18 protein-coding genes are annotated in these 22465 nt (G+C 64.4%); 17 read left to right on the plus strand and 1 reads right to left on the minus strand.

The annotated features are described in order from the left end of the window. Positions 1-324: pyridoxal-phosphate dependent enzyme (locus tag F6X40_RS43455; RefSeq protein ID WP_187627267.1), on the minus strand; the 324-nt coding region annotated here is incomplete at its 3' end. Between the two features lie 544 nt (positions 325-868). Here F6X40_RS43455 and F6X40_RS07050 point away from each other — a divergent pair. From F6X40_RS07050 to F6X40_RS07130, 17 genes are all read left to right on the plus strand, one after another. After that, complete coding sequence (locus F6X40_RS07050) at positions 869-4975, plus strand: DUF3683 domain-containing protein (RefSeq protein ID WP_187627268.1); 4107 nt, start codon at positions 869-871, stop codon at positions 4973-4975. 33 nt (positions 4976-5008) lie between these two features. Then, complete coding sequence (locus tag F6X40_RS07055; RefSeq protein WP_013088371.1) at positions 5009-5437, plus strand: HIT family protein; 429 nt, start codon at positions 5009-5011, stop codon at positions 5435-5437. Positions 5438-5534: 97 nt separating this feature from the next. After that, a complete protein-coding gene (locus tag F6X40_RS07060; protein WP_187627269.1) occupies positions 5535-5948 on the plus strand; it encodes a gamma-butyrobetaine hydroxylase-like domain-containing protein in 414 nt (137 codons plus the stop codon). Positions 5949-6014: 66 nt separating this feature from the next. Further along, on the plus strand, positions 6015-6746 hold the full coding sequence (gene ubiE, locus F6X40_RS07065) for a bifunctional demethylmenaquinone methyltransferase/2-methoxy-6-polyprenyl-1,4-benzoquinol methylase UbiE (protein ID WP_187611165.1): 732 nt from the start codon (positions 6015-6017) through the stop codon (positions 6744-6746). Positions 6747-6783: 37 nt separating this feature from the next. Beyond that, on the plus strand, positions 6784-7782 hold the full coding sequence (locus tag F6X40_RS07070; RefSeq protein ID WP_187627270.1) for a Tim44 domain-containing protein: 999 nt from the start codon (positions 6784-6786) through the stop codon (positions 7780-7782). A 174-nt stretch (positions 7783-7956) separates the two neighbouring features. Continuing rightward, positions 7957-8601, plus strand: coding sequence for an SCP2 domain-containing protein (locus F6X40_RS07075; protein ID WP_184067113.1), 645 nt, complete (start codon positions 7957-7959; stop codon positions 8599-8601). Positions 8602-8616: 15 nt separating this feature from the next. Further along, on the plus strand, positions 8617-10194 hold the full coding sequence (gene ubiB / locus F6X40_RS07080; protein WP_187627271.1) for a ubiquinone biosynthesis regulatory protein kinase UbiB: 1578 nt from the start codon (positions 8617-8619) through the stop codon (positions 10192-10194). A gap of 6 nt (positions 10195-10200) precedes the next feature. Continuing rightward, a complete protein-coding gene (locus F6X40_RS07085) occupies positions 10201-10821 on the plus strand; it encodes a methyltransferase domain-containing protein (RefSeq protein WP_187627272.1) in 621 nt (206 codons plus the stop codon). A gap of 173 nt (positions 10822-10994) precedes the next feature. Beyond that, positions 10995-11312: an FmdB family zinc ribbon protein gene (locus F6X40_RS07090; RefSeq protein ID WP_018419399.1), complete on the plus strand. Its 318-nt coding sequence runs from the start codon at positions 10995-10997 to the stop codon at positions 11310-11312. A 75-nt stretch (positions 11313-11387) separates the two neighbouring features. After that, complete coding sequence (locus tag F6X40_RS07095; protein ID WP_184027136.1) at positions 11388-12044, plus strand: DUF502 domain-containing protein; 657 nt, start codon at positions 11388-11390, stop codon at positions 12042-12044. Positions 12045-12119: 75 nt separating this feature from the next. Beyond that, positions 12120-13919: an aspartate--tRNA ligase gene (aspS, locus tag F6X40_RS07100; protein WP_184067126.1), complete on the plus strand. Its 1800-nt coding sequence runs from the start codon at positions 12120-12122 to the stop codon at positions 13917-13919. Positions 13920-14105: 186 nt separating this feature from the next. After that, on the plus strand, positions 14106-14621 hold the full coding sequence (nudB, locus tag F6X40_RS07105) for a dihydroneopterin triphosphate diphosphatase (protein WP_187627273.1): 516 nt from the start codon (positions 14106-14108) through the stop codon (positions 14619-14621). Next, positions 14618-15877: a cardiolipin synthase ClsB gene (gene clsB, locus F6X40_RS07110; RefSeq protein WP_187627274.1), complete on the plus strand. Its 1260-nt coding sequence runs from the start codon at positions 14618-14620 to the stop codon at positions 15875-15877. The genes nudB and clsB overlap by 4 nt, the downstream gene beginning before the upstream one ends. A 294-nt stretch (positions 15878-16171) precedes the next feature. Continuing rightward, positions 16172-16771: a TetR/AcrR family transcriptional regulator gene (locus F6X40_RS07115; protein ID WP_184027146.1), complete on the plus strand. Its 600-nt coding sequence runs from the start codon at positions 16172-16174 to the stop codon at positions 16769-16771. Positions 16772-16869: 98 nt separating this feature from the next. After that, a complete protein-coding gene (locus F6X40_RS07120) occupies positions 16870-18657 on the plus strand; it encodes an acyl-CoA dehydrogenase C-terminal domain-containing protein (RefSeq protein ID WP_187627275.1) in 1788 nt (595 codons plus the stop codon). An 85-nt stretch (positions 18658-18742) separates the two neighbouring features. Further along, the gene (locus F6X40_RS07125; RefSeq protein ID WP_184067138.1) at positions 18743-21178 is read left to right on the plus strand and encodes a 3-hydroxyacyl-CoA dehydrogenase/enoyl-CoA hydratase family protein; all 2436 of its coding nucleotides are present in this window, start codon (positions 18743-18745) and stop codon (positions 21176-21178) included. A 74-nt stretch (positions 21179-21252) separates the two neighbouring features. Further along, positions 21253-22452: an acetyl-CoA C-acyltransferase gene (locus F6X40_RS07130; protein WP_187627276.1), complete on the plus strand. Its 1200-nt coding sequence runs from the start codon at positions 21253-21255 to the stop codon at positions 22450-22452. The last annotated feature ends 13 nt before the right edge of the window (positions 22453-22465 follow it).

The raw sequence follows: 22465 nt of genomic DNA on the forward strand, positions 1-22465 counted from the left end.
GACCTTGAGCTGCGGCGTCGTCACCGGCACGACGATGATCGCCTTCACGCCCATGCGTGCCGCCGATAACGCCACGCCCTGCGCATGATTGCCCGCCGACGCGGTGATCACGCCGCGACTGAGCGCCTCGGCCGGAATATGCGCCATCTTGTTGTATGCGCCGCGCAGCTTGAACGAGAACACCGGCTGGTTGTCCTCGCGCTTCAGATAGACCGGGTTGCACAGCCGCGCCGACAGGTTCGGGGCGCGTTCGAGTTCGGTCTCGCGCGCCACGTCGTAGACGCGCGCGGTCAGGGTCTTTTTCAGGTAGTCGTGGGAGGCCATGCGGGTGGCGCGGTGCGCTGTGTAAAACGGGAAGACGTCAATGATAGCGCCAACGGTGCCCGCTCTGGCCGTTCGGCGCGCTCCGCGGACGGGTGCCGTGCACTTAACCGGGCCGTATCGGAATCGCGCGATCGAAGCTCGCCCAACCGTCCGGCCGGTCAATGGACGGTATGCGAAAACGCCGCCGGATCCATCGCCAAAACCTCCGAACCCCCGCCGCCGCCCGATTCCCACCGTCAACGCGTGGCGGAATGATGCGGTAGAATTTCGTTTTGGAATAAGGATCGGAAGATGCACTGGCAGCCTCGGATCGCCCATTTAATGCCCGTCCCGCGCGAATCCTTCCCCGCGGCGGAACGGCATGTCCGCCACGCGCGATCGTGTAGCTGTCTCTGAGTGCCGCGAAGCGACCGCCGTGAGTTGGCCGCCGGTCGTGCTCGCTCCCCTTGAAGCCCTAGAAGATTTCAAGCATTGCGCCCCACGCGCATTGTCCGCCGACGCCTCGTGACGAGTGCGCCAGGCTGACCTACCGAGTCGTCCAACCATGAACGCACCTCAAGTTTTCGATCCGCACGGCGCCGCCGGCGCGGTGGCCGCCGATCCCGAAGCGCGTCTGCGCGAAATTCCCTACAACTACACGTCGTTCTCCGACCGCGAAATCGTCATCCGCCTGCTCGGCAACGACGCCTGGGACGCGCTCGCCGAACTGCGCGCTGAACGCCGTACCGGCCGCTCGGCGCGCATGCTGTACGAAGTGCTCGGCGATATCTGGGTCGTGCGTCGCAATCCGTATCTGCAGGACGACCTGCTCGACAACCCGAAGCGCCGCGCGCTTCTGATCGAGGCGCTCAATCACCGTCTCGCCGAAATCGAGAAGCGCCGCCGCGCCGATCTGCGCGAACACGGCGACGAAGCCGGCGTCGAGCGCGCCGCGCGCGTCGAAAAGCTGGTGCAGGCCGCGCGCCGCGCGATCGACCAGTTCGCCAGCGAATTCCAGCAGACCTACGACCTGCGCCGCCGTTCTACGCGCGTGCTCGGCAAGGTCACGCAGAAAGACAACATCAAGTTCGACGGCCTGTCGCGCGTCTCGCACGTGACCGACGCGACCGACTGGCGCGTCGAATACCCGTTCGTCGTGCTGACGCCGGACTCCGAGGCCGAAATCGCCGGCATGATCAAGGCCTGCTTCGAACTCGGCCTGACGGTGATTCCGCGCGGCGGCGGCACCGGCTACACGGGCGGCGCGGTGCCGCTCACGCCGTTCTCGGCCGTCATCAACACCGAAAAGCTCGAACAGCTCGGCCCGGTCGAAATGACCCAGCTGCCGGGCGTCGATCGCAAGGTCGCGACGATTTTCTCGGGCGCGGGCGTCGTCACGCGCCGCGTGACCGAAGCGGCCGAGCAGGCCGGCTTCGTGTTCGCGGTCGACCCGACCTCGCTCGACGCGTCCTGCGTCGGCGGCAACGTCGCGATGAACGCGGGTGGCAAGAAGGCGGTGCTGTGGGGCACGGCGCTCGACAACCTCGCGTGGTGGCGCATGGTCGACCCGGAAGGGAACTGGCTCGAAGTCACGCGTCTCGAGCACAACATGGGCAAGATCCACGACATCGAAGTCGCGCGTTTCGAGCTCAAATGGTTCGACGGCGACTACGCGCCGGGCGAGAAGCTGCTGCGCACCGAAGCGCTGGACATCAAGGGCCGCGTGTTCCGCAAGGAAGGCCTCGGCAAGGACGTCACCGACAAATTCCTCGCCGGTCTGCCGGGCGTGCAGAAGGAGGGCTGCGACGGCCTCATCACGTCCGCGCGCTGGGTGCTGCACAAGATGCCTGCGCATACGCGCACCGTCTGTCTCGAGTTCTTCGGCCAGGCGCGCGAGGCGATTCCGAGCATCGTCGAAATCAAGGACTACCTGTTCGAGACCTCGCGCCAGGGCGGCGCGATTCTCGCGGGTCTCGAGCATCTTGACGAGCGCTATCTGCGCGCGGTCGGCTATGCGACCAAGAGCAAACGCAACGCGTTTCCGAAGATGGTGCTGATCGGCGATATCGTCGGTAACGACGCGGACGCGGTCGCGCAGGCCACCTCGGAAGTCGTGCGCATGGCCAACGGCAAGAGCGGCGAAGGTTTCGTCGCCGTCAGCGCCGAGGCCCGCAAGCGCTTCTGGCTCGACCGCAGCCGTACGGCCGCGATCGCAAAGCACACCAACGCGTTCAAGATCAACGAAGACGTCGTGATTCCGCTCGACCGCATGGGCGAATACACGGACGGCATCGAACGCATCAACATCGAGCTGTCGCTGAAGAACAAGCTGCAACTGGTCGACGCGCTCGAAGCGTTCTTCAAGGGCGGCAAGCTGCCGCTCGGCAAGAGCGACGACGCGAACGAAATCCCGAGCGCCGAGCTGCTCGAAGACCGCGTGCAGCAGGCGCTCGATCTACTCGCGCGTGTGCGCACGCGCTGGGAATTCGTGCGCGGCAAGCTCGACCTGTCGCTGCGCGAGGCGCAGCACTACCTGGTCGGCCTCGGCTACGAGTCGCTCGCCGAAAAGTTCGCCGACCGCGTCGACGCGCAACCCGACGCAAACGTATTCCATCTCGCGCAGGACCGCACGATTCGCGTGTCGTGGAAGCAGGAAATCCGCGCCGAATTGCGGCAGATTTTCAACGGCGGCGAGTTCAAGCCGATCCTCGACGAAGCCCAGGCGATCCACAAGCAGGTGCTGCGCGGGCGCGTGTTCGTCGCGCTGCACATGCACGCGGGCGACGGCAACGTCCACACGAACCTGCCGGTCAACTCCGATAACTACGAGATGCTGCAGGACGCGCACACGGCGGTCGCGCGCATCATGAAGCTCGCGCGTTCGCTCGACGGTGTGATCTCCGGCGAGCACGGCATCGGCATCACGAAGCTCGAATTCCTGACCGACGACGAGATCGGCGAATTCCGCAAGTACAAGCAGCGCGTCGATCCGCATGGCCGCTTCAACGCGGGCAAGCTGCTCGAAGGCGCGGACCTGCGCAACGCGTACACGCCGAGCTTCGGCCTGATGGGCTACGAATCGCTGATCATGCAGCAGTCCGATATCGGCGCGATTTCCGAGTCGATCAAGGACTGCCTGCGCTGCGGCAAGTGCAAGCCCGTCTGCGCGACGCACGTGCCGCGCGCGAACCTGCTGTACAGCCCGCGCAACAAGATTCTCGCCACGTCCTTGCTGGTCGAGGCATTCCTGTACGAAGAGCAGACGCGCCGCGGCGTGTCGATCAAGCACTGGGACGAGTTCAACGACGTCGCCGATCACTGCACTGTCTGCCACAAGTGCGTGACGCCGTGCCCGGTGAAGATCGACTTCGGCGACGTGACGATGAACATGCGCAACCTGTTGCGCAAGATGGGCAAGAAGAAGTTCAACCCGGGCAACGCCGCGGGCATGTTTTTCCTGAACGCGACCAACCCGCAGACCATCAACCTCGCGCGCACCGCGATGATGGGCGTCGGCTACAAGGCGCAGCGCCTCGGCAATGAAGTGCTGAAGAAGTTCGCGAAGAAGCAGACCGCGCATCCGCCCGCCACGGTCGGCAAGCCGGTGATCACGCAGCAGGTGATCCACTTCATGAACAAGAAGATGCCGGGCAACCTGCCGAAGAAGACCGCGCGCGCCTTGCTCGATATCGAGGACAACAAGATCGTCCCGATCATCCGCAATCCGAAGACGACCACCGCCGACACCGAAGCGGTGTTCTACTTCCCGGGCTGCGGCTCCGAGCGGCTGTTCTCGCAGGTTGGTCTCGCGACCCAGGCAATGCTGTGGGAGGCGGGCGTGCAGACCGTGCTGCCGCCGGGTTATCTGTGCTGTGGCTATCCGCAGCGCGGCTCGGGCCAGTACGACAAAGCCGAGCAGATCGTCACCGACAACCGCGTGCTGTTCCACCGCGTCGCCAATACGCTGAACTACCTCGACATCAAGACGGTGGTGGTGTCGTGCGGCACGTGCTACGACCAGCTCGCCGGTTACGAATTCGAAAAGATCTTCCCGGGCTGCCGGATCATCGACATCCACGAGTATCTGCTGGAAAAAGGCATCAAGCTCGATGGCGTGAACGGCGTGCGCTACATGTACCACGACCCGTGCCATTCGCCGATCAAGACGATGGACCCGGTCAAGCTCGTCAATCAGCTGATGGGTTCGGAGCAGGACGGCTACAAGATCGAGAAGAACGACCGCTGCTGCGGCGAATCGGGCACGCTCGCGGTCACGCGTCCCGACATCTCGACCCAGGTGCGCTTCCGCAAGGAAGAAGAGATCCGCAAGGGCGCGGCGAAGCTGCGCGGCATCCCTCTCGTCGCCGAAGCGGGCGCGAACGCGATCAATCCGGCCAATGCATCGGCCGGCGCCGCGGGCGCGCCGAACGGTTCGGTGCTGAAGGCCGGCGACGGTCCGCAGCCCAATCACGGAAACGCGGGTTCGACCGACGTCAAGATCCTCACGAGCTGCCCGTCGTGCCTGCAAGGGCTGTCGCGCTACAACGAAGACGCGGGTACCGAGGCGGACTACATCGTGGTCGAGATGGCACGTCACGTGCTCGGCGAAAACTGGATGGCGGACTACGTTCAACGGGCGAACAATGGCGGAATCGAGCGCGTGCTGGTTTAATGGCACGACCAACGATTTTTGCCGAGGACGACGATGGACTGCGTTTTTTGCCGTGAAGACGGCGGCGATGTGCTGTGGCAGGACGACGCGCTGCGAGTCGTCCTCGCCGACGAACACGACTACCCGGGCTTTTGCCGGGTCATCTGGAACGCTCACGTCGCCGAGTTTTCGGATCTTTCTGCCGACGAGCGCGATCACGTGATGAAGGCCGTGTACGCGGTCGAGCGTGCGCAGCGGCGCGTGATGCAGCCCGCGAAGGTCAATCTCGCGAGCCTCGGCAACCAGGTGCCGCACGTGCACTGGCACGTGATTCCGCGTTTCTCGAACGACGCGCATTTCCCCCTGCCGATCTGGGCGCCGCGCCAGCGCACGGTGTCCGAAGCGATGTTGTCGTCGCGCCGCGCGCACGCCACGCTGCTGCGCGAAGCCGTGCGGCAGGAAATTGAACAGGCGCTGGGCTGAGCGTCGCTGAACCCGTCGCCGCGCATCGCCGGACTGCCGTCGGCGTGCGAGGCGGCCGATCCGACGTTATCACCCGCCGTTATCTGATGAGGCCAACATGAGCGGATTGACTCCCGAGACGCCGGTGCCGACAGGCGTGATCTTGCATTCGAAGTCGCGCGTGCTCGAACTGCAGTACGCGAACGGCGAAGCGTATCGGCTACCGTTCGAACTGCTGCGCGTGTATTCGCCGTCGGCGGAAGTGATGGGCCACGGGCCCGGTCAGGAAACCCTGCAGACCGGCAAGCGCGACGTGACGATCACGATTATCGAAGGCGTCGGCAATTACGCGCTGCAGCCGACCTTCTCCGATGGACACGCCACCGGTATCTACTCGTGGGACCTGCTGTATGACATGGCCGTGCGTCAGGATGAACTCTGGCGCGCGTATCTCGCCAAACTGGCAGCGGCCGGCATCGACCGCGACACGCCGATGGTGCCCGCCGCGGCTGCGCACGGGCACTGTCACTGATACGATTCGCCCCCGAACGCCGCTCGAGCGGCGCAACATTCAAGAACACGCGAAAGGACGAGCGCGATGAGCAAAACCCACTTCGGCTTTCAATCGGTCGACGAACAGGACAAGGCGCAGAAGGTGGCGGGGGTGTTCCACTCGGTGGCCGCCAACTACGACCTGATGAACGACCTGATGTCGGGCGGATTGCACCGGGCGTGGAAGGTATTCACGATCGCCCAGGCGAACGTGCGGCCGGGCTACAAGGTGCTCGACATCGCGGGCGGCACGGGCGACCTGTCGAAAGCGTTCGCAAAACAGGCGGGCGAAACGGGCGAGGTCTGGCATACCGACATCAATGAATCGATGTTACGCGTGGGCCGCGACCGGCTGCTCGACAAGGGCATCATCACGCCGGCGCTGCTGTGCGATGCCGAGAAAATCCCGTTTCCGGACAACTACTTCGACATCGTGACGGTCGCGTTCGGCTTGCGCAACATGACACATAAGGACATCGCGCTCGCCGAGATGCGTCGTGTGCTGAAACCGGCCGGGCGGCTGCTCGTGCTCGAGTTCTCGAAGGTATGGGATCCGCTGAAGAAGGTCTACGATCTGTATTCGTTCAAGGTGTTGCCGTGGCTCGGCGAGCGCTTCGCCAAGGACGCGGAAAGCTACCAGTACCTGGCGGAATCGATCCGCATGCATCCGGACCAGGAAACTTTGAAAACTATGATGGAACAAGCTGGTCTCGACGGCGTCAAATATTACAATTTGTCAGCTGGCGTGGTAGCTTTGCATGTGGGGACCAAATACTAGAGTCCCTAACCCATCGATTTTTAAAGGAAAGTGCGAAATGTCCGATTCGAATTTGTTATCTGCTCGTAAGGTTAAGGGGGCGCTGGCGAGAAGAATCGGACTGATCGCGATGGTCGGTCTGCTGATGGCCGGCACGCTTGCCTCTCTCGACGCCGAAGCACGCCGCCTGGGCGGAGGCCGCAGCTTCGGCCGTCAATCGAATAGTCTGCAGCAGCGCCAGACGCCGCCGCCGTCCCAGCCGGCGCAGAACAATCAGGCCACGCAGCAGAGCGCGCAGGCGGCGCCTGCGACTAAGCCCACGCCGCCCGCCGCGCCGAACCGCAATCGCTGGCTCGGGCCGATCGCCGGTCTCGCGGCCGGTCTCGGCATCGCCGCATTGCTGTCGCATTTCGGGCTCGGCGAGGCGTTCGCCGGCATGCTCGCGAACGTGATCGTGATCGCGTTGATTGCGATTGTGGTGATCTGGCTCATCCGCCGCTTCACCGGTCGTAAGCGCGATGCGGCGCAGCCTGCCTACGCGGGCACGGCGCCGTCGCTGAACACGAAAGGCACCGACTATATTCAGGAGCCGCGTTACACGGCGCCGCCCACCGGCTCGTATCTCGAACCGCAGGGCAACCCGTTGACCACGCCATCGCTCGGCGCGACGCCGTCGGTGCCGGCCGGCTTCGATTCGGAAGCGTTTCTGCGTAACGCGAAGGTGTACTTCGTGCGCCTGCAGGCCGCGTGGGACGTCGGCAACGTCGAGGACATCCGCGAATTCACGACGCCTGAAATGTTCGCCGAAGTGCGCGTCGATCTCGCGTCGCGCGGCACGCAGCCGAGCCAGACCGACGTCGTGCAGTTGAACGCCGAACTGCTCGGCGTCGAGGAGCGCGCGAACGAATCCTTCGCGAGCGTGCGCTTCTCCGGTTTGATCCGCGAGGAGCCGGGCGCGGCGGCCGAGCCGTTCGTCGAAGTCTGGAATCTGACGAAGGCGAACCGCACTGGCGAAGGCTGGCTGCTTGCCGGCATCCAGCAGGTCGAGCAACACTGACATGCCGAAGCATCGAGTCGCGTTTGCCTCGAAAAGAGCCGGCCACCGCATAGCGATTCCTGACCTCGCGCATGGCTTAGGCCGTTCGGCATAGCAGGCTGCGAAGCGAACGGACGTTACAATGGGAGCCCGCGCAAGCACCTCGCTCGCGCGGGTTTTTTCTTGCCACCTTCGATGACCCTCGCCGCCAAGCCCTTCGCTGCTGCTGTCAATCATCTGCTCGCCCGCGAATCGTGGGCCCGCGAGCGCCTCGCCCCGTACGCGGGCAAGACCGCTCGCCTGTCATGTCCGCCGGTTGTGCTCGCGCTGCTCGTGCAGCCCGACGGCTATCTCGGTACGCTCGACGAAGCCGATGCGCATCAGTTCGACGTGACGATCTCGGTGCCGTCCGACGCACTGCCGGCCTTCCTGCAAGGTGGCCAGGCCGCGGTGATGAAGCACGTGAAGATCGAGGGCGACGCCGAGTTCGCGACCGTGATCGCGAAGCTCGCCGAGCATCTGCGCTGGGAGCCAGAGGAAGATCTCGCGAAGCTGATCGGTGATGGACCCGCGTGGCGCATCACGTCGCTAGTCCGCTCAGTCGGCGAGCATGTGCAGCGCACCGGTCGCAATCTGCTCGACACCGCCGCCGAGTACCTGCTCGACGAAAATCCGCAACTGGTGCGGCGCACCGCGCTCGCTGACTTCAACGTCGAGCTGGCGCGCGCGCGCGATTCGCTCGCGCGCGTCGAAAAGCGCATCGAGCGCATCGAACAGAAGGTCGAAGTCCGCGGCGCGCAAACGCCGGGCGGCGCCGCCACGTCGCGCAGCACGCGCTAGTCACCGGGCCCAGCCATGCGTTTTCTGCGTTTTCTCAAGATATTTTTCACGGTCATCCGCTTCGGCCTCGACGAAATGATGTTGAGCCGCATCAACGACCGGCGCGTGCGTCTGCTGCTGCGCATCACGACGCTTGGTCGCAAGTTCGATGCGCCGCCGGGCGTGCGTCTGCGGCTCGCGCTCGAAAGCCTCGGGCCGATCTTCGTCAAGTTCGGCCAGGTGCTGTCGACCCGTCGCGATCTGCTGCCGGTCGATATCGCCAACGAACTTGCCAAGCTGCAGGACCAGGTGCCGCCGTTCGATTCGGCGGTCGCGATCGCGCTCGTCGAGAAGTCGCTCGGCGCGCCGGTCGACGTGCTGTTCGACGATTTCGAGCGGGTGCCGGTCGCGAGCGCGTCGATCGCACAGGTCCACTTCGCGAAGGTGAAGGCCGGCCAGCATGCGGGCAAGGCGGTCGCGGTGAAGGTGCTGCGCCCCAAGATGCTGCCGGTGATCGATTCCGACCTCGCGCTGTTGCGCGACATCGCCGTGTGGGCCGAGCGTCTGTGGGCCGACGGCAAGCGCCTGAAGCCGCGCGAGGTGGTCGCCGAATTCGACAAATACCTGCACGACGAACTCGACCTGATGCGCGAGGCCGCCAACGGCAGCCAGTTGCGGCGCAACTTCCTTGGGCTCGACCTGCTGCTCGTGCCCGAGATGTACTGGGAGTTCTGCACGCCCACGGTGCTCGTGATGGAGCGCATGGTCGGCGTGCCGATCAGCCAGGTCGATACGTTGCGCGCGGCGGGTGTCGACATCCCGAAGCTCGCGCGCGAGGGCGTCGAAATTTTCTTCACGCAGGTGTTCCGCGACGGCTTTTTCCACGCCGACATGCACCCCGGCAACATCCAGGTGAGCCTCGATCCCGCGCACTTCGGCCGCTATATCGCGCTCGACTTCGGCATCATCGGCGCGCTGTCGGACTTCGACAAAAACTACCTCGCGCAGAACTTCCTCGCGTTCTTCAAGCGCGACTACCATCGCGTCGCGACGTTGCATCTGGAGTCGGGCTGGGTGCCGCCGACCACCCGTGTCGAGGAGCTCGAAAGCGCGATCCGCGCGGTCTGCGAACCGTATTTCGATCGCGCGCTGAAGGACATTTCTCTCGGCCAGGTGCTGATGCGTCTGTTCTCGACGTCGCGGCGCTTCAACGTCGAGATCCAGCCGCAGCTCGTGTTGCTGCAAAAGACGATGCTGAACGTGGAAGGCCTAGGCCGTTCGCTCGATCCCGAACTGGATCTGTGGAAGACCGCGAAGCCCTATCTCGAGCGCTGGATGAACGAGCAGATCGGCTTGCGCGGCTGGTACGAGCGTCTGAAGATCGAGGCGCCGCAGTGGAGCAAGACGCTGCCGCAGTTGCCGCGCCTCGTCCATAACATGCTGGCCGAGCGCCATCATCCGGTGGGCGGCGCGAACGACGACGTGATCCGCCAGATCCTGCTCGAGCAAAAGCGCACCAACCGTCTGCTGCAAGGCCTGCTGCTGTTCGGCGTGGCGGTCGGCGTCGGCGCGATGCTGGCGCGTGCGTTCCTGGTACTGGCTTATGGTGGATAGATTCCGATGAGCGATCCGACCCAACCCTCAGCGCCCGATTTCGCAACCCGCGATCCCAACTCGCCCGAGTTCTGGGACGAACGCTTCGAGCGCCATTTCACGCCGTGGGATCAGGCGGGCGTGCCGTCCGCGTTTCGCGCGTTCGCTGAACGGCACCGCGACGTGGCCGTGCTGATTCCAGGCTGCGGCACCGCGCACGAAGCGGTATGGCTCGCGCGCCAGGGCAACCCGGTACGCGCGATCGACTTTTCGGCAGCCGCCGTGGCGGCGGCACGCGAGCAGCTCGGCGCGCATGCATCGCTGGTCGAACAGGCGGATTTCTTCACCTATGCGCCACCGTTCGCACCGGCATGGATCTATGAGCGCGCATTCTTCTGCGCGCTGCCACCGGCGCGCCGCGCCGACTACGCGCAGCGCATGGGCGAACTGCTGCCGGCCGGCGGGTTGCTGGCGGGCATCTTTTTCATCGGCGCGACGCCGAAAGGACCGCCGTTCGGCATCGAACGCGGCGAGCTCGATGCGCTGCTCACGCCACACTTCGAGCTGGTCGAAGACGAAGCGGTCGACGACTCGATCGCTGTATTCGCCGGACGCGAGCGCTGGCTCACCTGGCGGCGTCGCGGCTAACGCCACGCGCGCCGCTCTTGAGAGGTCCGGGGGTCGTCCCCATCTGGCGCGGTGGCGGGCGCATCGTGCGTCCGCTTCCCGAAATCCGGGGAACGGACATCGTTTGCGGCTATAATTCAAGGCTTTGCAAGCGTTTACAAGATTTCAGTAGGGATTTGGAGTAAGAAAGGATCATGCCGATCTACGCTTATCGTTGCGGGTCATGCGGTTTCGGGAAGGACGTGCTCCAGAAGATGAGCGACCCCCAGTTGACGCAGTGTCCCGAGTGCGGAAAAGACACCTTTAGCAAACAACTCACGGCCGCCGGCTTCCAGTTGAAAGGCTCCGGCTGGTACGTGACCGATTTCCGCGGCAGCACGAGCGCGCCGGCCGCGTCGGAAGCGAAGTCCGAGCCGGCCGCAGCCGCTGCCCCGGCTGCATCGGCTGCCGCGCCCGCGGCGCCCGCCGCAGCGCCCGCCGCCACGAGCCCGAGCGGTTCCGGCAGCGCCTAGTGGGACTGCCGCCCCGCGCGGGCGGCGTATCTACCGCGCATGGGCTTCGGCCCGCGCAGCTTTCTGGCGGTACACATGACGACGAAAAAATTCACGCTCAAATCGGTGTTTCTGACCGGCCTGCTGGTGCTGGTGCCTCTGGCCATCACACTGTGGGTGCTCGGCCTGGTCATCGGCACGATGGACCAGACGCTGTTGCTGCTGCCTACCTCGTGGCAGCCGGAACGCACGATCGGCTATCGCTTGCCGGGCCTCGGCGCGGTGCTCACGCTCGCGTTCATCTTCGTCGTCGGGCTGTTGACGCAGAACTTCATTGGGCAGAAGCTCGTGAAGTGGTGGGAACTGCTGGTCGCGCACATTCCGGTGGTCGGCCCGCTCTACACCAGCGTGAAGCAGGTGTCCGACACGCTGCTGTCGAGCAGTGGCAATGCATTCCGCAAGGCGCTGCTGATCGAGTACCCGCGCCGCGGGTCCTATACGATCGCGTTTCTGACCGGCATCCCGGGCGGCGACGTGGCCAACCATCTGAAGGAAGATTACGTCAGCGTATACGTGCCGACCACGCCGAACCCGACGTCCGGCTTTTTCCTGATGGTGCCAAAAAGCGAAGTGATCGAGCTCGACATGACGGTCGACGCTGCGCTCAAGTACATTGTCTCGATGGGCGTCGTGGCGCCGTCCGCGCCGCAGCCGGCGCCGGTGCGCCGCGCCACCGTCGAGCCCCCGCTCTAATGCCGGCGCGCAACGCTTCATGCAGGATCGTCTGTGGCGCGCCGTTCAACCAATGCAAAACGAAAGACAAACATCATGTCGATGAGATCTGAATACTGCGGTCTGGTGACCGAAGAACTGCTGGGCCAATCCGTCTCGCTGTGCGGCTGGGTAAGCCGCCGCCGCGACCATGGCGGCGTCATCTTCATCGACCTGCGCGATCGCGAAGGGCTCGTTCAGGTCGTCTGCGATCCGGATCGCGCTGACATGTTCAAGGTCGCCGAAGGCGTGCGCAATGAGTTCTGCGTGCAGGTCAAGGGCATTGTGCGCGGCCGTCCGGAAGGCACGACCAATGCATCGCTGAAGAGCGGCAAGATCGAAGTGCTGTGCCACGAGCTGATCGTGCTGAACGCGTCGGTCACGCCGCCGTTCCAGCTCGACGATGACAACCTGTCGGAAACCACGCGCCTCACGCATCGCGTGCTCGACCTGCGCCGTCCGCAGATGCAGCACAACCTGCGTCTGCGCTACCGCGTCGCGATCGAAGTGCGCAAGTACCTCGACGAGCAGGGCTTCATCGACATCGAAACGCCGATGCTCACGAAGAGCACGCCGGAAGGCGCGCGCGACTACCTCGTGCCGTCGCGCACGAACCCGGGCCAGTTCTTCGCGCTGCCGCAGTCGCCGCAGCTGTTCAAGCAGCTGCTGATGGTCGCGAACTTCGACCGTTACTACCAGATCACCAAGTGCTTCCGCGACGAAGACCTGCGCGCCGACCGTCAGCCGGAATTCACGCAGATCGACTGCGAAACCTCGTTCTTGTCGGAACAGGAAATCCGCGATCTGTTCGAGGCGATGATCCGCCACGTGTTCAGGACGACGATCGGCGTCGAGCTCGACCAGAAATTCCCGGTCATGGAATACGCGGAAGCGATGCGCCGCTTCGGTTCGGACAAGCCGGACCTGCGCGTGAAGCTCGAGTTCACCGAGTTGACCGATGCGATGCGCGACGTCGACTTCAAGGTGTTCAGCACCCCGGCCAACACGAAGGACGGCCGTGTCGCGGCGCTGCGCGTGCCGAAGGGCGGCGAGCTGTCGCGCGGCGACATCGACAGCTACACGGAATTCGTGCGCATCTATGGGGCGAAGGGTCTCGCGTGGATCAAGGTCAATGAAGCGGCGAAGGGCCGTGACGGTCTGCAAAGCCCGATCGTGAAGAACCTGCACGACGAAGCGCTGAAGGCGATCATCGAGCGCACCGGCGCACAAGACGGCGACATCATCTTCTTCGCGGCGGATCGCGCGAAGGTCGTCAACGACAGCCTCGGCGCGCTGCGTCTGAAGATCGGTCATTCGGAATTCGGCAAGGCCAACGGCCTCGTCGAGTCCGGCTGGAAGCCGCTGTGGGTCGTCGACTTTCCGATGTTCGAATACGACGAGGAAGACAACCGCTACGTCGCCGCGCATCACCCGTTCACGAGCCCGAAGGACGAGCACCTCGAGTACCTCGAAACGGACCCCGCGCGCTGCCTCGCGAAGGCCTACGACATGGTGCTGAACGGCTGGGAAATCGGCGGCGGCTCGGTGCGTATCTACCGTGAGGAAGTGCAGAGCAAGGTGTTCCGCGCGCTGAAGATCAACGCGGAAGAAGCGCAGGCGAAGTTCGGCTTCCTGCTCGACGCGCTGCAATACGGCGCGCCCCCGCACGGCGGTATCGCGTTCGGTCTGGACCGCATCGTCACGATGATGGCCGGCGCCGACTCGATCCGCGACGTGATCGCGTTCCCGAAGACGCAACGCGCGCAGGATCTGCTCACGCAGGCGCCGAGCGAAGTCGACGAGCGTCAGCTGCGCGAGCTGCACATCCGTCTGCGTACGCCGGAACCGAAGGCATAAAACCGCGGCCGCTGCGCGCGGCCGGCGGCCGCAAAAAAACCACACGAGCGAAACGAAAAGGCGCTGAGGTGATCTCCACCTCAGCGCCTTTTTCATTTTTTGCGTTACAGTGAAGCCACCGCTTTCCAGACCCTTTCGACCGTCATCCGACATGTACCGCGCGTATCGTCGCGCCCAGTTTGAGCCATGCCGAAACCGCCGAAAATTCCGCAGTCCGTCCTCGTCATCATTCATACGCCTGCGTTCGACGTGCTGCTGCTCGAGCGCGCCGATCATGCGGCGTTCTGGCAGTCGGTGACGGGTTCGAAAGACCGGGTCGACGAACCGCTCGCCGACACGGCGGTGCGCGAAGTCGGCGAGGAAACCGGCATCATGATCGGCGGCGCACTGGTGCCGCGCAGCGGGTTGTTCGACTGGCACTACTCGATCGACTACGAGATCTACCCGGAATTTCGTTACCGCTACGAAGCGGGCGTGCTCTACAACACCGAGCACTGGTTCAGCCTGCAGGTCCCCGAGTGCATCGACGTGACGCTCGCGCCGCGCGAACACACCGCGTATATGTGGCTGCCATATGAAGAGGCCGCATCGCGCTGCTTTTCGTCGTCGAATGCCGATGCGATCCTGCAGTTGCCGCGCCGGCTCGCCGCACGCCCGGTCGACCCGCAATCCGGCCCGCTGGCCGGGGAGCGTGGCCGGTGAGCGCAGGCGGCTCGGGCCGTTTCGCGCGTCTGCGCCACACGTTGCTCGGCCGTCGTTACTGGCAGCGCTACCGCTTCACCAGTAACAACGAGGTCGAGCTGCTGCGCTCCGGCGACGATTTCTTCGACGCGCTGATCGAGCGCATCGACGCGGCCGAGCACAACGTCGCGCTCGAAACCTATATCTTCTGCGACGACGAAGCCGGCCACGCGGTCAGCGAGGCGCTGCTTCGCGCTGCCGCGCGCGGCGTCAGAGTGCGCGTGATCACCGATGGCGTCGGCACCGCACGCCTGAAGATGTTCGAGCAATGGCCGGCCGGCGGCATCGAGCATCGCATCTACAACCCGCATCTGTTCGGCCGCTTCGGCTTTTCGCGCACGCACCGCAAGCTCGCCGTGATCGACGATCAGATCGCGTATTGCGGCGGCATCAATATCGTCGACGATTACGAGAACAACGGCGAGAAGCTGCCGTACCGGCGCTGGGACTTCGCGGTCGAGCTGCGCGGGCCGGTGGTCGCCGACGTGCGCGATGCAATCGACGTGCAGTGGCGGCGGATTCGCGTCGGCCATCGGCCGCTCGATTCGATGAAGCCCGACCTGTCGTCGCAGGACGCCAACTCGCTTGGCAGTCTGCGCAGACGCCGGCGACGCCGCAACGAGGCACTGTGGGCCGGCGGCGAGCCGTGCGTCGCATTCGTCGCGCGCGATAACCTGATCAACCGCCGCGCGATCGAAAAAGCTTATCTGGCCGCGATCGGCCAGGCGCGCCATGAAATCCTGCTCGCGAATCCGTACTTCATGCCGGGACGCAAGCTGCGTCGCGCGCTGATGTTCGCGGCGCGGCGCGGCGTGGTCGTGAAGCTGATCATCGGGCGCAAGGAGTTCAAGGCGCTCGATTACGCCGTGCCGTTCCTGTACCACGCGCTGTTGCGCGCAGGCGTGCAGATCGCCGAATACGAGAAGACGCTGCTGCACGGCAAGGTCGCGGTGGTCGATTCGAACTGGGGCACGGTCGGTTCGTCGAATCTCGATGCGCTCAGCCTGATGCTGAACAACGAAGCGAACGTCGTGCTCGTGAACGATCCGTCGATCCCCAAACTGCGCGACGCGATTCTCGACGCGTTCACGGACGCGCGCCCAATCGATGAAGCGCACTACGAATCGCGACCGGCGCGCGTGCGCGCGCTGAGCTGGATCGCGTACACGAGCTACCGCGTCGCGATGAAGCTGCTGACGGTGGGCGGCTACGACTAATACCGCTCGCACGAGAGCCCGCGCTTGCCGCATCACGTCGGCCATCAATCGGCGCCAGCGAAGCGGGGCAAAGAAATAGAACACGCGCGAGAACACGCGCGCGCCGATCGGCAACCATCGATTCAAGGCAAACGCCTCTAAAAATCTGATTGATCTGATGGTCGAAAGCCGCAAAATTAGAAGCCGGTTAGAAACCGGTTTCTAATAAAGTCCTTGTTTCGCGGACGGCAAGCGCTCAATAATAGTACGGCCGTTCGATTTTCAATTCGGTCACATTAGAACGGTAAAACAGCTATGCGAAAAGGCGAACAAACCCGAGCCGCGATTCTCGACGCAGCACTCGATCTGGCAGGCCGAGACGGACTGGAAGGTCTGACGATTGGTCTGCTGGCCGAGCGCATGCAGATGAGCAAGAGCGGTGTGTTCGCGCATTTCGGGTCGCGCGAGGATCTGCAGATCGAAGTCGTGCGCGAATACCACCGCCGTTTCGAAGACGAGGTGTTTTTCCCGAGCCTGCGCGAGCCGCGTGGTCTGCCGCGCTTGCGCGCGATGATTTCCCGCTGGATCGAGAAACGCATTCAGGAAGTCACGACCGGCTGCATCTACATCAGCGGCGCCGTCGAATACGACGACCGCGCGGACAGCCAGGTGCGCGAGCAGTTGGTGTCGAGCGTGACGACGTGGCGTGCGGCGCTCACGCGCGCGATCTCGCAAGCGATGGAAGAAGGGCATCTGCGCGCCGATACCGACCCGCAGCTGATGCTGTTCGAACTGTATAGCGTCACGCTCGGCCTGCATCACGACGCGCGCTTTCTGCATCTGCCGGATGCGGTGCGTCTCACGTGGGCCGCGCTGGAAAAACTGATTAATTCGTATCAAAGCGAAAGCCGTTAGCGGCGTCGCCGGAATCTACCGGAAACGCGCGGCGCAGAAGGTCCGACCACGGGCCCGGCCAACGGCCTGGCTTTTTGTCAAACCACGGAGAGAAAGTCATGGGACAGTACGCCGCGCCGCTGCGCGACATGCAATTCGTGTTGCACGAGCTGCTCAACGTCGAGGCCGAACTTCGGCAAATGCCGAAGCACGCCGAACTCGACGCCGACACGATCAACGCGGTGCTCGAGGAAGCCGGCAAGTTCTGCTCCGAAGTGCTGTTCCCGCTCAACCACAGCGGCGACCAGGAAGGCTGCACGTATGCCGGCGACGGCGTCGTGACCACGCCGAAGGGCTTCAAGGAAGCCTATCGGCAATACGTCGAAGCCGGCTGGCCGGCGCTCGGTTGCGACCCGGAATTCGGCGGCCAGGGACTGCCCGCGTTCGTCAACAACGCGCTCTATGAAATGCTGAACTCGGCGAATCAGGCGTGGACGATGTATCCGGGCCTGTCGCACGGCGCGTACGAATGCCTGCACGCGCACGGCACGCCGGAACTGCAGCAGCGCTATCTGCCGAAGCTCGTCGCAGGCGTCTGGACCGGCACGATGTGTCTGACCGAGCCGCATTGCGGCACCGACCTCGGCATTCTGCGCACGAAGGCCGAGCCGAACGGCGACGGCTCGTACTCGATCAGCGGCACGAAGATTTTCATTTCGAGCGGCGAGCATGACATGGCGGAGAACATCGTTCACCTCGTGCTCGCGCGTCTGCCGGATGCGCCGAAGGGCACCAAGGGGATTTCGCTGTTCATCGTGCCGAAGTTCGTGCCGAACGAAGCGGGTGAGCCCGGTGAGCGCAACGGCGTGAAGTGCGGTTCGATCGAGCACAAGATGGGCATCCACGGCAACGCGACCTGTGTGATCAATCTCGACAACGCGAAGGGCTGGATGGTCGGCGAGCCGAACAAGGGCCTGAACGCGATGTTCGTCATGATGAACGCCGCGCGTCTCGGCGTCGGCATGCAGAGCCTCGGTCTCACCGAAGTCGCATATCAGAACTCGCTCACGTACGCGAAAGAGCGGCTGCAGATGCGTTCGCTGACCGGCCCGAAGGCGCCGGAAAAGGCCGCCGATCCGATCATCGTGCATCCGGACGTGCGCCGCATGCTGCTCACGCAGAAGGCCTACGCCGAAGCCGGCCGCGCATTCTCGTACTGGTCGGCGCTGCAGATCGACAAGGAGCTGTCGCACGCCGACGAAGCCGAGCGCAAGGAAGCCGCCGACCTCGTCGCGCTGCTCACGCCGATCCTGAAGGCGTTCCTGTCGGACAACGCGTTCGAAGGCACCAATCACGCGATGCAGATCTACGGCGGCCACGGCTTCATCGCCGAATGGGGCATGGAGCAGTACGTGCGTGACGCGCGCATCAACATGATCTACGAAGGCACCAACGGCATCCAGTCGCTCGACCTGCTCGGCCGCAAGGTGCTCGGCGACATGGGCGCGAAGATGAAGAAGTTCGGCAAGCTCGTCGCCGAATTCGTCGAAGCCGAAGGCATCAAGCCGGAGATGCAGGAGTTCGTGAACCCGCTCGCCGAGATCGGCGAAAAGGTGCAGAAACTGACGATGGAAATCGGCATGAAGGCGATGCAGAACCCGGACGAAGTCGGCGCCGCGGCCGTGCCGTATCTGCGCACGGTCGGCCATCTGGTGTTCTCGTACTTCTGGGCGCGCATGGCTCGTATCGCGCTGGACAAGGAGGCATCGGGCGATCCGTTCTACAAGGCGAAGCTCGCGACCGCGCGCTTCTACTTCGCGAAGCTGCTGCCCGAAACGGCGATGACGATCCGCCAGGCGCGCGCCGGTTCGAAGCCGATGATGGACGTCGAAGAAGCGTTGTTCTGACGCTCGCACATCGAGCGAGGCCACACACATCGCGCGAAGCATGGCTGACGCTTCGCGCCATCGCACAACTCTCCGGAGAAACGACGTGAGCAATCTGATCATTCGCAAGGTAGCCGTGCTCGGCGCCGGCGTGATGGGCGCGCAGATCGCCGCGCACCTGATCAACGCCAAGGTGCCCGTGCTGCTGTTCGACCTGCCCGCCAGGGAAGGCCCGAAGAACGGGATCGCGCTGAAGGCGATCGAAAATCTGAAGAAGCTGTCGCCGGCGCCGTTCGGCGTGAAGGACGACGCGCAATACATCCAGCCCGCGAACTACGACGACGACATCGACAAGCTCGCCGGGTGCGACGTCGTGATCGAAGCGATCGCCGAACGCATGGACTGGAAGCACGACCTGTACAAGAAGGTCGCGCCGCACATCGGCCCGAACGCGATTTTCGCGACCAACACGTCGGGGCTGTCGATCACCGCACTGTCCGAAGGTTTCGCGGACGAACTGAAGGCGCGCTTCTGCGGCGTGCACTTCTTCAATCCGCCGCGCTACATGCATCTGGTCGAACTGATCCCGACCGCGACGACGCGTCCGGAAATTCTCGATCAGCTCGAAACCTTCCTGACCAGCGTGGTCGGCAAGGGCGTCGTGCGCGCGAAAGATACGCCGAACTTCATTGCGAACCGCGTCGGCGTGTTCTCGATCCTTGCGGTTATTGCCGAAGCCGCGAAGTTCGGCCTGCGTTTCGACGAAGTGGACGACCTGACCGGCGCGCGCCTCGGCCGCGCGAAGTCGGCGACGTTCCGCACCGCCGACGTGGTCGGTCTCGACACGATGGCGCACGTGATCAAGACGATGCAGGACACGCTGCCGGACGATCCGTTTCTGCCGGTCTACGAAATGCCGGCCGTGCTCGCCGAACTGGTGCAGAAGGGCGCGCTCGGCCAGAAGACCGGCGCCGGCTTCTACAGGAAGGAAGGCAAGGCGATCAAGGTGCTCGATCCGAACACGGGTGCATATATCGACGGCGGCGGGAAGGCAGACGAACTCGTCGGCCGCATTCTGAAGCGTCCGGCTGCCGAGCGTCTGAAGCTGTTGCGCGAAACGCAGCACCCGCAGGCGCAGTTCCTGTGGTCGATCTTCCGCGACGTCTATCACTACATCGCCGTGCATCTGGAATCGATCGCCGACAATGCGCGCGACGTCGATCTCGCGATCCGCTGGGGCTTCGGCTGGAACGAAGGTCCGTTCGAAGGCTGGCAGACGGCCGGCTGGAAGCAGGTCGCTGAATGGGTGCAGGAAGACATCGCGGCGGGCAAGGCGCTCGCCAACGTGCCGCTGCCGTCGTGGGTGCTCGAAGGCGCGGTTGACGAGAAGGGCGGCGTGCACACGGCCGATGGCTCGTGGTCACCGGCCACGCAGACCTTCGTGCCGCGCTCGTCGCTCGACGTGTACCGCAAGCAGGTGTTCCGCGCGCCGCTCGTCGGCGAAACCGGCGCCGATCCGAAGACCTACGGCAAGACGCTGTTCGAGACCGATGCGGTGCGCGCATGGGTCGACGATCGCGCGGGCGAGGACGACGTGCTGATCGTGTCGTTCAAGAGCAAGATGAACACGATCGGACCGGCGGTGATCGAAGGGCTCACGCAGGCGATCGAACTGGCCGAGAAGGACTACAAGGGCCTCGTCGTGTGGCAGCCCACATCGCTGAAGCTCGGCACGCCGGGCGGTCCGTTCTCGGCGGGCGCGAACCTCGAAGAAGCGATGCCCGCGTTCATGATGGGCGGCGCGAAGGGCATCGAGCCGTTCGTGAAGAATTTCCAGCAGGGCATGCTGCGCGTCAAGTATGCGAACGTGCCGGTGATCTCGGCGATCTCTGGCATCGCGCTCGGCGGCGGCTGCGAGCTCGCACTGCACAGCGCGAAGCGCGTCGCGCACATCGAGAGCTATCTGGGTCTCGTCGAAGTCGGCGTGGGTCTCGTGCCGGCGGGCGGCGGCCTGAAGGAAGCGGCGCTGCGCGCGGCCGAAGCCGCAAGCCAGGTCGGCGCGACGAACGATCTGCTGAAGTTCCTGCAGAAGTCGTTCGAGAACGCGGCGATGGCGAAGGTGTCGGCCTCCGCGCTCGATGCCCGCGCGATGGGCTACCTGAAGCCTTCCGACACGATCGTCTTCAATGTGTTCGAACTGCTCGACGTCGCGAAGAAGGAAGCGCGCGCGCTCGCCGCGGCGGGCTACCGTGCGCCGCTGCGCGCGACCCAGGTGCCGGTCGCGGGCCGCTCTGCGATCTCGACGATCAAGGCGTCGCTCGTCAACATGCGCGACGGCCGCTTCATCAGCGAGCACGATTTCCTGATCGCGAGCCGCATCGCGGAAGCGGTGTGCGGCGGCGACGTCGAAGCGGGCAGCCTCGTCGACGAAGAATGGCTGCTGCAACTCGAGCGTCGCGCGTTCGTCGAGCTGCTCGGCACGCAGAAGACGCAGGAACGGATCATGGGCATGCTGCAGACCGGCAAGCCGGTGCGCAACTAAGCGGCGACCGCACAATGTGCATGGGACCAGAGTAAGAGCTTTGGCCAACTCTGGTCGACAAAGGAGATTCCCAAATGGCAAAGCAATTGCAAGACGCATACATCGTCGCCGCGAGCCGTACGCCGATCGGCAAGGCGCCGCGCGGCATGTTCAGGAACACACGTCCGGATGAGCTACTGGTTCACGCGATCAGGTCGGCCGTCGCTCAGGTGCCCGGCCTCGACACCGGCGTGATCGAAGACGCGATCGTCGGTTGCGCGATTCCGGAAGCGGAGCAGGGCCTGAACGTCGCGCGAATCGGCGCGCTGCTCGCCGGTCTGCCGAACACGGTCGGCGGTGTCACGGTGAACCGCTTCTGCGCGTCGGGTCTGACCGCGCTCGCGATGGCCGCTGACCGCATCCGCGTCGGCGAAGCGGACGCGATGATCGCGGGCGGCTGCGAATCGATGAGCATGGTGCCGATGATGGGCAATAAGCCGTCGCTGTCGCCGCATATCTTCGATCGCAACGAAGACGTCGGCATCGCGTACGGCATGGGCCTGACCGCGGAGAAAGTCGCCGAGCGCTGGAAGATCAGCCGCGAAGCGCAGGACGCGTTCTCGGTCGAATCGCACCGCCGCGCGATGGCCGCGCAGCAAGCCGGCGAATTCAACGACGAAATCGCCGCGTACACGATCGTCGATCGCGTGCCCGATCTCGCGACCGGCGAGATCAACGTGAAAACGCGCGACGTGTCGCTCGACGAAGGTCCGCGCGCGGACACGTCGATGGAAGGCCTCGCGAAGCTGCGCGCGCTGTTCGCGAACAAGGGCTCGGTCACGGCCGGCAACAGCTCGCAGACGTCGGACGGCGCGGGTGCGTTGATCGTCGTGTCGGAAAAAATCCTCAAGCAGTTCAACCTGACGCCGCTCGCGCGCTTCGTCAGCTTCGCGGTGCGCGGCGTGCCGCCGGAAATCATGGGCATCGGCCCGAAGGAAGCGATTCCGGCCGCGCTGAAAGCCGCCGGCCTGAAGCAGGACGACCTCGACTGGATCGAGCTGAACGAGGCGTTCGCCGCGCAGTCGCTCGCGGTGATCCAGGACCTCGGCCTCGATACGTCGAAGATCAACCCGCTCGGCGGCGCGATCGCACTGGGCCATCCGCTCGGCGCGACCGGCGCGATTCGTGCGGCGACCGTGGTGCACGGCCTGCGCCGCCGCAACTACAAGTACGGCATGGTGACGATGTGCGTCGGTACCGGCATGGGCGCGGCGGGCATCATCGAGCGTCTGTGAGCCGCTGATCGAA

The organism is Paraburkholderia sp. UCT31 (assembly GCF_014397655.1).
Lineage (GTDB): Bacteria > Pseudomonadota > Gammaproteobacteria > Burkholderiales > Burkholderiaceae > Paraburkholderia > Paraburkholderia tuberum.

Excerpts from the sequence above, each read along its gene's own strand:
- F6X40_RS07050 (WP_187627268.1), top strand. The coding sequence starts at position 869 with ATGAACGCACCTCAAGTTTTCGATCCGCACGGCGCCGCCGGCGCGGTG.
- F6X40_RS07055 (WP_013088371.1), top strand. The coding sequence starts at position 5,009 with ATGGACTGCGTTTTTTGCCGTGAAGACGGCGGCGATGTGCTGTGGCAG.
- F6X40_RS07060 (WP_187627269.1), top strand. The coding sequence starts at position 5,535 with ATGAGCGGATTGACTCCCGAGACGCCGGTGCCGACAGGCGTGATCTTG.
- ubiE (WP_187611165.1), top strand. The coding sequence starts at position 6,015 with ATGAGCAAAACCCACTTCGGCTTTCAATCGGTCGACGAACAGGACAAG.
- F6X40_RS07070 (WP_187627270.1), top strand. The coding sequence starts at position 6,784 with ATGTCCGATTCGAATTTGTTATCTGCTCGTAAGGTTAAGGGGGCGCTG.
- F6X40_RS07075 (WP_184067113.1), top strand. The coding sequence starts at position 7,957 with ATGACCCTCGCCGCCAAGCCCTTCGCTGCTGCTGTCAATCATCTGCTC.
- ubiB (WP_187627271.1), top strand. The coding sequence starts at position 8,617 with ATGCGTTTTCTGCGTTTTCTCAAGATATTTTTCACGGTCATCCGCTTC.
- F6X40_RS07085 (WP_187627272.1), top strand. The coding sequence starts at position 10,201 with ATGAGCGATCCGACCCAACCCTCAGCGCCCGATTTCGCAACCCGCGAT.
- F6X40_RS07090 (WP_018419399.1), top strand. The coding sequence starts at position 10,995 with ATGCCGATCTACGCTTATCGTTGCGGGTCATGCGGTTTCGGGAAGGAC.
- F6X40_RS07095 (WP_184027136.1), top strand. The coding sequence starts at position 11,388 with ATGACGACGAAAAAATTCACGCTCAAATCGGTGTTTCTGACCGGCCTG.
- aspS (WP_184067126.1), top strand. The coding sequence starts at position 12,120 with ATGTCGATGAGATCTGAATACTGCGGTCTGGTGACCGAAGAACTGCTG.
- nudB (WP_187627273.1), top strand. The coding sequence starts at position 14,106 with ATGCCGAAACCGCCGAAAATTCCGCAGTCCGTCCTCGTCATCATTCAT.
- F6X40_RS07115 (WP_184027146.1), top strand. The coding sequence starts at position 16,172 with ATGCGAAAAGGCGAACAAACCCGAGCCGCGATTCTCGACGCAGCACTC.
- F6X40_RS07120 (WP_187627275.1), top strand. The coding sequence starts at position 16,870 with ATGGGACAGTACGCCGCGCCGCTGCGCGACATGCAATTCGTGTTGCAC.
- F6X40_RS07130 (WP_187627276.1), top strand. The coding sequence starts at position 21,253 with ATGGCAAAGCAATTGCAAGACGCATACATCGTCGCCGCGAGCCGTACG.